This is a genomic window from Aquabacterium sp. (genome assembly GCF_036279655.1).
Lineage (GTDB): Bacteria > Pseudomonadota > Gammaproteobacteria > Burkholderiales > Burkholderiaceae_C > Aquabacterium.
This window is the reverse complement of record NZ_DASUIT010000026.1, coordinates 1-12,283: the sequence shown is the minus strand read 5'-3', so window position 1 is coordinate 12,283 and position 12,283 is coordinate 1. Positions and strand designations below refer to the sequence as shown.

The window sequence follows — 12,283 nt, the reverse complement described above, 5'->3', positions numbered from 1 at the left end:
GAGGCTCTGTCGCCCGTGCAGCGCGCACAGATGATCGAAACGGTTCGTGGGGCAGGTTATCGCCTGACCCAGCAACTGACAACGGCGGCCTGATCCACCTTTCCTCAAGGTTCCTGTGGAATTAAGCAACACCTGGTTGTGGTCGCGCGTGACCGCGCGTGTGCTGACCGGCTCTGTGGGGGGCTACGCGGGCTGGTGGTTGGGCGCTCGCATGGGCTATCCCGTGCTGACCGGCCTGTCGGCCGCTGCTGTGGCCTTGCTGAGCGTGACCGTGCTGGACACCCTCAAGGGCTATCAGTTGATGGATTGGCTGCGAACGCCCGATGTCGATCCGCCGAAACTGCCGGGGCTGTGGGGGGAAGTGGCTCACCGCACCCATCGCGTCCTGCGCGATCGCGAGCGCGAGATTCTCAATGAGCGTGAGCGTCTCGGCCAGTTTCTCTCGGCCATCGAGGCCTCGCCCAATGGCGTGATGCTGCTCGATGCGACCGAGCACATCACCTGGATCAGCACGGCAGCGGCCCTGCATTTCGGACTGCACCCGGTGCGGGACCTGGCCCAAAGGGTGACCAATCTGGTGCGTGCCCCAGCCTTTGTGCAGCACCTGGCCCATGGTGACTACGCAGAGCCCATCACCTTTGCATCCCAGGGTGGGCACACCACCTTGTCGGTGACGATCCGCGCCTATGGCGAAGGGCTCAAGCTGGTGCTGTCGCAGGACATCACCGAGCGCGAGCGCTCGGACACCATGCGCCGGGATTTCGTGGCCAATGTGTCCCATGAAATACGCACGCCACTGACCGTGCTCAGTGGTTTCATCGAGACTTTGGTCAACCTTCCGCTGACCGATGTCGAACGCGTGAGGGTGCTGACCCTCATGACGCAGCAGGCTGATCGCATGCAGACGCTGGTCTCCGACCTGCTGATGCTGGCGCAGATCGAGGGCAGCCCTCGACCGGCCTCGGACACCTGGTGCCGTGTGAGTGCCTTGATGGAGCGCATCGCCAACGATGCCCGCGGGCTCTCCAGGGATCGTCACACCCTGGTGTTCTCGGTGGCCCCGGCAGAGCGCTTGGTCGAGCTGGCGGGGGTGGAGGGCGAGTGGCTCAGCGCCATGGGCAACCTGGTGTCCAATGCCGTGCGCTACACCCCCGAGGGCGGCAGCATCACGGTGTCGTGGGTGACTTGCCCGGACGGGCGCGGGGAGTTCTCCGTGCGCGACAGCGGCATCGGCATCGATGCGGAGCACCTGCCTCGCCTCACGGAGCGCTTTTACCGTGTGGATGGCAGTCGCTCACGCGACACCGGAGGCACGGGCCTGGGATTGTCCATCGTCAAGCACGTGGTGCAGCGCCATGGGGGCGAGTTGCGTGTCAGCAGTGAGAAGGGCAAGGGCTCGACCTTCACCATCCTCGTGCCCTCCATGCGCGTGCGAGTGCGCCAGGGCTGATCAGGGCGCAAAGCGCTGCAGCACATGGTGGCTCATGCCCCGGGCCAGCTCTTCTTCACCAAAGAAGACGGTGCCCAGGCCTTCATGGCGCAGGAGTTGTGACTCATCCTCACTGGAGCTCCGCAGCACGACCTCGATGGCAGGGTTGAGCGTGCGTGCGGTGTCCACCATCTGGCGAACGTTGAAGGTATCGGCGGTGGCGACGACCAGCATCGCCGCATCGGCGATGTGGGCCTGGATCAGCACGGCGGGATCGCTGGCGTGTCCGGACACCGCTGCCACGCCTCGCTTGCGGAGGTCTTCGACGATCTCTCTGTTCTGCTCGGCCACCACATAGGGGATGTTGCGCGCATCGAGTTCCCTGGCGATGCGGCGTCCCACGCGGCCATAGCCCACCAGCACCACCTGCCCCTCCAGAAATTTGCGCTCGGTGCTCATGGGCAGCTCGGCGAAAGGGTCCTCGCGCTGGTCCAGCTTGCGGGCCATGTCGGAGCGGCTCAAGAGCCAGCGCTGCAGCGGGGCAATGACCGTGAAGAGCAGGGGGTTCAAGGCAATGGACATCAGAGCGCCGGCCAGCACCAGGTTCATGCCCTCGACGGGCAGCAAACCCAGAGACAGGCCCAGCCCCGCCAGGATGAAGGAGAACTCGCCGATCTGGGCCAGGCTCGCCGCCACGGTCAAGGCGGTGTTGAGTGGGTAGCGCAGCACGAGCACCAGCACCAGGGCGGCCAAGGCCTTGCCCACGATGATGATGGCCAGCACACCCAGCACATGCAGGGGCTCTTCCATCAGGATGCTGGGGTTGAAGAGCATGCCCACGGACACGAAGAAGAGGACCGAGAAGGCATCACGCAATGGCAGGGACTCTTCTGCCGCACGGTGGCTGAACTCGGACTCGCGCATCACCATGCCGGCGAAAAAGGCACCCAAGGCAAACGAGACACTGAAGAGCTCGGCCGCCCCATAGGCGATGCTGATGGCCGCAGCGATGACGGACAGGGTGAAGAGTTCGCGGGATCCTGTCTTGGACACCTGCCACAGGATCCAGGGCAGCACCCGGCGACCTGCGATCAGCATCACGGCGATGAAGGCACCCACCTGCAGCAGGGTGCCGCCAATGGTCATCCACAGCGGCTGCGTGCTGCTGGTGCCGCTCGGGACGGCACCGCCCAGCACGCCGGCCAAGGGGGGCAGCAGGACCAGCACGAGCACCGTGGCCAGGTCTTCGACCACCAGCCAGCCGACGGCGATCTTGCCGTTCATGGACTCCAGCACGCCGCGTGATTCCAGGGCCTTGAGCAGAACCACCGTGCTGGCACACGACAGGGAGAGGCCAAAGACCAGGCCCTCGCCCAGGCTCCAGCCCCACCACATGGCCAGGCCCATGCCCAGGGCTGTGGCCAGACTCATCTGGACCACGGCGCCGGGCACCGCAATGCGCTTGACGGCCAGCAGGTCATGGAGCGAGAAGTGCAAGCCCACGCCAAACATCAGCAACATCACACCGATCTCGGACAACTGGGAGGCGATATGGACATCCGCCACGAAGCCCGGTGTGGCTGGGCCGATGGCGATGCCGGCCAGCAGGTAACCCACCAGTGCCGGCAGCTTGATCCGCTCGGCGATGAAGCCAAGGACCAGGGCAACGCCGAAACCTGCGGCCAGGGTGGTGATCAGGGAGATGTTGTGTTCCATGCCATTCAGTGAAACGTGACGTTGGACTGAACCGCCGGACGGGCCCGACGGGCGAGGTGCACTGACTCGGTTGCCCGTGGGTCAGTGCGTGCGGCGATAGATGGCGACCGACTCGGAGTTCTGCGTCCGCTGGCGCTCTCGTCCCACATAGGACCAACCTCGGGGCTGAGGTGGTTTCTGGCGGGCCGCCACGGTGAGGATCAGCGTGTCGCAACCCGGCATCGCTTGATGCTCGACACCCGGTAGACCATGCACCGTATGTTGCCCGAAATATTCGAGCGCCGTCAGCAGGCCCACCGAAGCCCTGGGTGCCAGTACGCAACTGCCCATGGGGACATGGCGATCGATGCGATCCATCAGCAGTCGATAGCTGCGTGCCTGATCCAGCAGCGGCAGCCACAAGGTCATGAGCAGCAACCAGCCCAGGGCCACGCCACCGGCGGGCAGCACCAGGCTTTTCCAGAGGGCAGGGCGGTGGCGTGCTGTGCGCCATCGCACCAGTGCGATCCAGGCCAGGGTGGCCAATGCCGCCAGCACCAGCGCGACCCAGGAGAGGTGGGGGCTGTAGCCCGGAACCAGCTTGGCCACATTGGCTGCCATCTTGCCGGGCCAACCGGTGTGCATGGCGGCATAGATCAGCCAGATGCCCACGGCGCACAAAGAAAAGAAGAAGACGGAGAACCAGTCGATGGCTGCACTCAGGCCCCGCTTGATGGCAGGCAGCGCAAACGCCGCCAGCACCGCCAGCGGCGGCAGGGAGTGCAGCAAGGCCCGGTCATGTCCGCCCATGGCGATACAGGCCACGATGCCGACCAGGGCCGAGAACAGGGGCACGGCGATGTGGCGGCGGAAGATCTGCCGCCGCCAGGACCACACCGTCAAGGCGGCCAGAGGCAGGGCCGGCCAGGTGAACCACATGAACAGGCGCAGGAGCGGGCCCGGTGAAAAACTGCTGCCGACACGCCAGTTCCAGCCCGACAAACCCATCAGGCTCAGGCCAGTGGCCAGCAGCGATGCCGCCAGGCCGGCGCCCAGCACCCACCACATGTGGCGATGCATGACCGGATCACGCGAGAAGTGGCACACCAGAGCCCCCACCAGCGACAGGAGCAGGGCCACCGTGGGGCTGCCGCTGGCCGCCAGGATCAGGAGGCTGCCCACCGTGGCGGCGCGTGCCTTGAGCGGACGGTAGGCGGCCGCCGCCAGCCCATAGAGCAGGAGGGCGCTGCCGGTCAGCTGCAGCATTTCCGGGGTGGTTTCATGCCCCAGCTGGAGCAAGCCCAGCGTGGCCACCAGGGCCAGCAGACCACCGTCCGCCAGGGCGCGTGCGTAGTCGGCCACCGGGGCCTCGCCTCCGAAGGCCAGAGGCAAGGGCTGGGCCGCATCTGTGCGGGCCAGGTGATAGGTGGTGTACCAGGTCAGGGCCAGTACGGCGCCCAGCAGCGCGGCAAAGGGCAGCCGTGCGGCCAGCGCGGGGTCAACCCACGGGCTCAGCAAGGCGATGAAGCCCCCGCCCAGCCAGTAGGGCAGGACACCACCGCCCACGGGGGGCACACCTCCCACATGGGGTGCCCACCAGGAGGCCTGCCCCAGCGCCAGGCTCCACATCTGGCCGAAGGCCGAGATGTCGGCATTCTTCCAGGGGTCTCGCCCGAACAGGCCCGGCAGCACATAGGCCCCGCAGAACAGCCACAGCGCCCAGCGCGGCATGCGCTGCACGGCCTTTTGCATGACCAGGGCGGGTGTGACGGTGGCGCGGGGAGAATTCATGCGTTTAATAGACAAAAGGGCAGCCGAAGCTGCCCTTTGAGAAACAAACCGACAGGGCCGGGTTGATTACTTCTTGAGGTGAGCAAACTTGTTGCGGAACTTCTCGACGCGACCGCCCAGGGTGTCCACGCTCTTTTGCTGACCCGTGTAGAAGGGGTGCGATTCCGAGGAGGTTTCCAGCTTGAACAGCGGCAGTTCACGGCCGTCGTCGGTCTTGCCGGTTTCCTTCGTGGGCACGCACGAACGCGTCACGAACTTGAAGCCGTTGGACAGGTCCACGAAGAGAACTTCGCGGTAGTTGGGGTGAATGCCTTCTTTCATCTCGAAACCTCATGCTGTTTGCATCATCGGCAGCCACACTGGCACCATGCCAGGCACTTTCCGACAGCCGGAAAACCCGCGATTATAGCAGCTGATCAGCCGCCGCGTCGCATCATGTCGAAGAAGTCGTGGTTGTTCTTCGTCGACTTCATCTTGTCGAGCACGAACTCCATCGCCTCGATTTCGTCCATCGGGTAGAGCAGCTTGCGCAGGATCCAGCTCTTTTGCAGGATCTCGGGCTTGAGCAGCAACTCTTCGCGGCGGGTGCCTGACTTGTTGATCAGGATCGAGGGGTAGACGCGCTTTTCAGCCATGCGACGATCCAGGTGGATCTCGCAGTTGCCGGTGCCCTTGAACTCTTCGTAGATCACTTCGTCCATGCGGCTGCCGGTGTCGACCAGGGCCGTGCCGATGATGGTGAGCGAGCCGCCTTCTTCGATGTTGCGCGCTGCGCCGAAGAAGCGCTTGGGGCGCTGCAGGGCGTTGGAGTCCACACCACCGGAGAGCACCTTGCCCGAGCTGGGCAACACGTTGTTGTACGCACGGGCCAGGCGGGTGATGGAGTCCAGCAGGATGACGACATCCTTGCCGAGCTCGACCAGGCGCTTGGCGCGCTCGATCACCATTTCGGCGACCTGCACGTGACGCTGGGCGGGCTCGTCAAAGGTCGAGCTGATGACTTCGCCGCGCACGGTGCGCTGCATTTCAGTCACTTCTTCGGGGCGCTCGTCGACCAGCAGCATGATCAGGTGCACTTCCGGGTGGTTGGCCACCAGGGCATGCGCCAGATTTTTCATCATGACCGTCTTGCCGCTCTTGGGCGGGGCCACGAGCAGGGCGCGCTGGCCTTTGCCGATGGGAGCGATCAGGTCGATGATGCGGCTGGTGATGTTGTCGTCACCCTTGACCTCGCGTTCGAGCTTGAACTGCTCTTCAGGGAAGAGCGGCGTCAGGTTCTCGAACATCAGCTTGTTCTTGTTGACCTCGGGCGCCAGGCCGTTGACGCGGTCCACCTTGACCAGGGCGAAGTAGCGCTCGCCGTCCTTGGGGACGCGCACTTCACCTTCGACCAGGTCGCCGGTGTGCAGGTTGAAGCGCCGCACCTGGCTGGGCGACAGGTAGATGTCGTCCGTGCTGGCCAGGAAGCTGGCGTCGAGGGCGCGCAGGAAGCCGAAGCCGTCGGGCAGCACTTCGAGGACGCCGTCCCCAAAGACCTGCTCGCCCGCCTTGGCGCGCTTTTTCATGATCGCGAACATCAGCTCTTGCTTGCGCATGCGAGCGACGTTTTCAATCTCCAGGCCCTCAGCCATTTCGACCAATTTCGAAATGTGGAGCGCCTTCAGTTCGGAAAGATGCATGGATCTGTACCCTGAACAAAACCGGGGAGGCTGTCGTCATGCCGCACTGGGCGCCTGACGGATGGCCAACCGACGTTGCAAACTGGGGGGAGTGGATCAGCCCTGGTGGGGCCGAGGGTGAGCCAGCACGTTGACCATCACTGGTACGCCGGGAAGACCGCCCCGGCACGACTGGCGAAAGTGTTGCTTTACTGCAACCATCAAGGGCCTGGAAGGGCCGCTTGGGTCTCGTCAACCAACCGCAGTCAGCGGTCGGTTGAGAGATTATAGGGTCAGCCGGGGGCTGATGGCCGCATCAGATGTTGGCGTCGATGAAAGCCGTCAGTTGCGCCTTGGACAGGGCACCGACCTTGGTGGCTGCCAACTGGCCCGACTTGAAGATCATCAGGGTGGGGATGCCACGGATGCCGAACTTGGCAGGCACTTCGCGGTTCTGATCGACGTTCATCTTGGCGACCGTGACACGGCCGTCATAGGCGGTGGCGACTTCATCGAGGATGGGCGCGATCATCTTGCAGGGGCCACACCACTCGGCCCAGTAATCGACCAGCACAGGCTGGCCGGCTTGCAGAACGTCCGCGTCGAAAGACGCATCGCTCACGTGTTTGATCAGTTCGTTGCTCATGACACTATCCTTGGGAACATCAACCTTGATGAGGTTGTTGCAAGAAATTCTGACACACAACCCCGGCTCGCTCCGCGTTTGCACTGCATCATTTCTCAATCATGGAGATAGCTTTGAACAAAGAGAGCCTGCCCGAGCACCCCTGGGTATGGCGAGCCGGCGCGGATCATGCGTCCCAGTGGCAGACCTGGGCCCGGGACGTGCGGGCATGGATGAGCGCTCAGGGCGTGACGGTGCAGGACACCGTGGTGCTCCTGCCGCAGATCGCGCATCTCAATGCCGCCCGGCAGGCGTGGGCTCAGGCGGTCGGAGGCTGGCTGCCGCGCTTTGAAACCGTGGGCACGCTGATCGATCGTCTGCCTCAGGTGGACACGCCCGCGTCAGGCGAGGCCAGCGTGCTGACCCTCGATGTGAGCATCGACACGCTGGTGGTGGCCCAGCGCCTGGCCAGCGAGGCCTCCGGCCGCGCCTGGCGTCAGCAAGATGCCGAGACCTTCCGTTATGCGGTGGATCGTCTGGTCGAGGTGGCGCATGCCTGGCTCAAGAGCTGTCTGGTGCTGTCGCCCGGCGAGCAGCAGTTGTTCGTGGCCCAGGCCCGGGATTGGGTGCAGCTCCACGGGGCAGTGGTACCGGATTTGACTGACGCGGCACCCGGCTTGCGGGAGCAGTGGCTCACGGCACGGGCCCTGGCCTGGGCCATCGACGCCGCGCCAGCACTGGCCGCTCGGCGTTCGGGGCTGTTCGAGCATCGCCCGGCGGCCTGGGTGGCACTCACGGTGGGGCGCGACCTGGTGCCGGGCAGTGAGTCGGCCTTGATGCTCGCTTTGCTGCGTCATGCCGTGGGTCAGGGCGTGCCTGTGTGCTGGACACCCGCCGTGGTGCCGGCCTTTGGCGAGGGTGAGGCCCGCATCGAAACCTGTCCCACGCTCTACCAGGCGCGTGATGCCGAGGACGAGGCCCAGGTGGCCGCCGCCATGGTGGTCGCCGCCGTCCAGGCCGCGCGCGGGCAGGGCGATCGCCGGCCCGTGGCGCTGGTCGCTCAGGACCGCGTGTTGACACGTCGGGTGCGCGCCTTGCTGGCCCCACTGGAATCGCAAGGCCGCTTGCTGCTGGCCGACGAGAGCGGCTGGAAACTGTCCACCACACGCGCGGCGGCGGCGGTGACCCGCCTGCTGGCCGCGGCGCAGCCTCAGGCCTCGTCCGACGATGTGCTGGACTGGCTGATCAGTGGCTGGGTCGACGGGGGGGGGCTGGGGGATGAGGCCGTCCATGCGCTGGAAAAGCGCTGGCGCCAGATGGGTCTGCTCTCGCCTTGGGGCAGCCAGGAGCCGTCGGCCTTGTGGGGGTGGGCCCAGGGGGTCTTGCAACCTGTGCAGGCGCTGCATGCCCAGCGCAGCACCACCTTGCGCCAGGCTCTGGATGTGCTGGCGGCAGCCTTGCGCGCCAGTGGGATCTGGTCACGCCTGGAAGCCGATGAGGCAGGGCGGTCGGTGCTCCAGGCCCTGCGTCTGCAGGACCCCGAGGCCGAGGAGGGTGATGGTTTGGGCCGATCCTGGGTGATGGCGGCACAAGGCACGCGCGCCGGCTTGCGAGACCTGGTGCAATGGGTGCAGCAGACCCTGGAAGGCGCGACCTTCATGCCGGGGGCGCCGCCCCAGCCTCCCGATGTGGTGATCACCCCGATGAGCCGGGCGGTGCTGCGTCCCTTTGGCGCGGTGATCCTGCCGGGGGCGGACGATGGGCAACTCGGGCCCGTGCCGACCGCTGGCTGGCTGGCGCCCGCTCTGGCGCGCCAGTTGAGCCTGCCCGAGCCCGCGCAGCAGCAGCGCAGTCAATGGGAGGCGTTTGCCCTGCTGGCCTGCTCCCCCGGCATGGTCGCGCTGGCCAGACAGGTGCGAGATGGCGAGCCGGTGGCCCCCAGCCCTTGGCTGACACGGTGGTGGTGGGTGCAGAGCGGACACCTGCTGGACCACAGCTGGCCGGCCGCGGTGGACCCAAGGTGCCATCAGGACATGCCGCTGGCCTTGCAGGCGCGCCCTCAGGCGGCGCTGGATGTTGGCGATGCACTGGCGCCGCAACGCCTCTCGGCCAGTGCGTACGAGCAATTGCGCGCATGCCCTTATCGCTACTTTGCCTGCAGCGTGCTGGGGCTGCGGGCACTGGATGAACTGGAGGAAGGGCTGGAGTCGTCCGACCATGGCACCTGGCTTCACGAGGTGCTCAAACGCTATCACCAGGAGCGCCCAGCCGATCTGGCGCCGGCCGCGCTGGCCGATGACGTGGCCCTGTGGTTGCGACAGGCCGAGGCCGTGGCTCAGGAGATGGGCTTGTTGAGCGAGCCTCAGCGCGCCTACTTCGGCCCCTATCGGGTGACCCTGCCGCAATTGGCGCAGGCCTATGTCGAATGGGTGCGGGCGCAGGAGGCCCAGGGCTGGAGCTGGGAAGCCCTGGAGCGCCGCCTGGAGTGGCGCATCGCCTTGCCAGAGGCTCCCAGCCATGCCCAGGTCACCTTGTATGGCGATCTGGATCGCGTGGATCGACACGCTACCGCCCAAGGGGTGCAGTGGCGGGTGATGGACTACAAGACCGGGGCGGCACAGCCTCTCAAGGACAAGGTTCGCCAGCCCTTGGAAGACACCCAACTGGCTTTTTATGCCTTGCTGGCAGCCCATGAATGGCAAGATGCGCCGCAGGCCGATCACAGCCATCCGATGGAAGCCCTCTACCTGCGTGTGCACCACAGTGGCATGGAGGCTTTCGAGCACCCGGATGCCTTGCGCAGCGCCCAGGCCTTGCAAGAGGGCGTGGTGTCCGATCTGTCGCGCATCTGGCGGGGGCATCCCATGCAGGCGCTGGGCGAGGGCGCCGTGTGCGAGCACTGCGATGTGCGCGGCCTGTGCCGCAAGGATCACTGGCCCGCGCTCACCGACACACCGGAGTCAGGCACATGAGCCGCGCCGCCTATATCCGCAATGAGCAGTTCGTGACGCCCGAGGCCTTTTACGAGGCCGCGTGCGATCCGCAACGCAGCGTGGTGGTGGAGGCCTGCGCTGGGGCGGGCAAGACCTGGATGCTGGTGTCCCGCATGTTGCGGGCGCTGGCCGAAGGGGTGCCGCCTTCACAGATCCTGGCCATCACCTTCACGCGCAAGGCCGCTGGCGAGATGCGCGAACGCCTGTCCCAGTGGCTGCTGGAGATGGCGCGTTGCAGCCACGAGCAGCGCTGCCTGGAACTGCAACTGAGGGGCATGAACGAGGCCCAGGCACAGGCACACGCGCCTGCCTTGGCGGCGCTGTACGGGCGCTGGCTGGAGACGTCGGAGGCCCCGCAGATCAGCACCATCCATGGCTGGTTTTCGCGTCTTGTGCGCGGCCTGCCCCTGGACACGCTCACCGCACTGGGGTTGCCGCCCCAGTTGCAACTGGTGGATGACGTGGATGAACTCTGGCCCCGTCTGTGGGGCGCCCTGCTCAAGGACATCGACCAGCGAGACAGCGACCCGGTGCGCGCCGCCTTCGACTGGCTGATCGCCAATGATGGGCGCAGCAATCTGGAAACCTGGCTGCAAAAGGCCTTGAGCAACCGGATGGAGCTACAGCTCGCCGATGAGGCGGGCACCTGGTGGGGCAGTGTGCCGCCGGCTCGCGAGGTGTTCGAGGCCTTTGCGCAGGCCGATCAACCCCTGGAGCACCTCGATCAATCGGTGATTCGCGCCCAGTTCCACGAACTGGCACATGAGATGGGCCAGGCCAAGGCCAAGGGGGCGCAGGAGGCTGCACAGGCCGTGGTGTCGGCCTGGCTGGAGCCGGATCTGCGCACGCGCTTTGCGATGTTGTGCAAGATCTTCCTGACCGACAAGGGCGAACCTCGCAAACGCATGGGCAGCGATGCGGCCCTGTTGCCCTGGGCACAGTCCTGGCTGATGGACCTGGTCCAGGCGCAGCGTCAGCAAAGCGCCTCGGAGTCGCACCGCGCCATGGTGCTGCTCAGTCGCACCCTGTTCACGCATTACGCCCGACTCAAACGAGAACGCGGTCTCATCGACATCCCGGATCTGGAGCTGGCAGCGGCCCGGCTGCACCAGGATCCGGTGCTGTCGGGCTGGGTGCAGGAGCGCCTGGATCTGCAGGTGCGCCATGTGCTGATGGATGAATTCCAGGACACCAGCCCGCTGCAGTGGGCCACGCTGCATGGCTGGCTGTCGGCCTACGCCGGTGCGGGTGGCGGTGGCAGCGGGCACAGTCCCTTGCGGGTCTTCGTGGTGGGAGACCCCAAGCAGAGCATCTACCGCTTCCGTCGCGCAGACCCGAGGGTCTTCGAGGCCGCCAAGGACTTTGTCTGTCGTGTGCTGGGGGGCGATCTGCTGGCCTGCGATCACACTCGGCGCAATGCGCCCGGCGTCATCGATCTGCTCAACCGGGTCATGGCGCCCGCGGCCCAGGAGGGACTCTTTGTGGGGTTCCGCCCGCACACCACAGCGTCGGACGCCACGCACGGCATCCGCGTTCTGCCGGAGGTGCTGCGCCCTGGCAAAGCAGCTCAGGCCGAGGCGGATGCCGAGGCCGATGAGAGTGATGCCTGGCGGGACAGCCTGCTCACGCCCCGCCATGAGGCGGCCACGGTCTTGCGTCAGCAAGAGGCCGCGCATGTGGCTCAGGCCATCGGCCACCTGATCGAGCACGAGGGGCGGGAGCCCGGTGAGATCTTCGTGCTGGCCCGCAAGCGCGCGAGCTTGGCCTGGGTGGCCGAGGCGCTGGCAGAGCGCGGCATCGTGCATGCCGCACCTGAGAACACCTTGCTCGTCGAGACCCCCGAAGCACGCGATCTGATCGCGGTGATGGAGGCGGTCACCACGCCGTCCCATGACCTGGCGCTGGCCCAGGCTTTGCGCAGCCCAGCCCTGGATGCCTCGGACCGGGTGCTCATGGCGGTGGCCCGACGGGTCCATGAGACCCGAGGGGACGGCGCCGCTCGGTCCGACTGGTGGTCGGCCTTGCACACCTTGCCTGAGCAGGACACCCCACTGGATGAATCGCAGTGGCGCGACACCCTGGCGCGGCGATT

At 66.0% G+C, this 12,283-nt stretch carries 8 protein-coding genes; 3 read left to right on the top strand and 5 right to left on the bottom strand.

Annotation, left to right across the window (positions count from 1 at the left end; translation table 11 throughout):
- The first annotated feature begins 115 nt into the window (after positions 1–115).
- Entirely contained in the window at positions 116–1,450 is a 1,335-nt protein-coding gene (phoR, locus tag VFW84_RS03050) for a phosphate regulon sensor histidine kinase PhoR (protein WP_329678960.1), read from the top strand.
- On the opposite strand, the gene ybaL is transcribed toward phoR, so the two are convergent.
- The 5 genes from ybaL to trxA form a co-directional block, all read right to left on the bottom strand.
- Complete coding sequence (gene ybaL / locus VFW84_RS03045) at positions 1,451–3,145, bottom strand: YbaL family putative K(+) efflux transporter (RefSeq protein ID WP_329678959.1); 1,695 nt, start codon at positions 3,143–3,145, stop codon at positions 1,451–1,453.
- Between the two features lie 81 nt (positions 3,146–3,226).
- Complete coding sequence (locus VFW84_RS03040; RefSeq protein ID WP_329678958.1) at positions 3,227–4,915, bottom strand: hypothetical protein; 1,689 nt, start codon at positions 4,913–4,915, stop codon at positions 3,227–3,229.
- 66 nt (positions 4,916–4,981) lie between these two features.
- On the bottom strand, positions 4,982–5,236 hold the full coding sequence (locus tag VFW84_RS03035) for a type B 50S ribosomal protein L31 (RefSeq protein WP_329678957.1): 255 nt from the start codon (positions 5,234–5,236) through the stop codon (positions 4,982–4,984).
- A gap of 95 nt (positions 5,237–5,331) precedes the next feature.
- A complete protein-coding gene (gene rho, locus VFW84_RS03030) occupies positions 5,332–6,594 on the bottom strand; it encodes a transcription termination factor Rho (RefSeq protein WP_329678956.1) in 1,263 nt (420 codons plus the stop codon).
- A 295-nt stretch (positions 6,595–6,889) separates the two neighbouring features.
- Positions 6,890–7,219 (bottom strand): thioredoxin TrxA, encoded by a 330-nt coding sequence (trxA, locus tag VFW84_RS03025; RefSeq protein WP_329678955.1) that lies wholly within the window; start codon positions 7,217–7,219, stop codon positions 6,890–6,892.
- A gap of 113 nt (positions 7,220–7,332) precedes the next feature.
- Between trxA and VFW84_RS03020 the strand changes: the two genes are divergently transcribed.
- Positions 7,333–10,170: a PD-(D/E)XK nuclease family protein gene (locus tag VFW84_RS03020; RefSeq protein ID WP_329678954.1), complete on the top strand. Its 2,838-nt coding sequence runs from the start codon at positions 7,333–7,335 to the stop codon at positions 10,168–10,170.
- Positions 10,167–12,283, top strand: a 2,117-nt coding sequence (locus VFW84_RS03015) for a UvrD-helicase domain-containing protein (protein ID WP_329678953.1), incomplete at its 3' end; no start/stop codon positions are given. The genes VFW84_RS03020 and VFW84_RS03015, both read left to right, overlap by 4 nt.

Bases quoted from the DNA above. Each gene is read 5' to 3' on its own strand.
- ybaL (WP_329678959.1), bottom strand. From the start codon at position 3,145: ATGGAACACAACATCTCCCTGATCACCACCCTGGCCGCAGGTTTCGGC.
- VFW84_RS03040 (WP_329678958.1), bottom strand. From the start codon at position 4,915: ATGAATTCTCCCCGCGCCACCGTCACACCCGCCCTGGTCATGCAAAAG.
- VFW84_RS03035 (WP_329678957.1), bottom strand. From the start codon at position 5,236: ATGAAAGAAGGCATTCACCCCAACTACCGCGAAGTTCTCTTCGTGGAC.
- rho (WP_329678956.1), bottom strand. From the start codon at position 6,594: ATGCATCTTTCCGAACTGAAGGCGCTCCACATTTCGAAATTGGTCGAA.
- trxA (WP_329678955.1), bottom strand. From the start codon at position 7,219: ATGAGCAACGAACTGATCAAACACGTGAGCGATGCGTCTTTCGACGCG.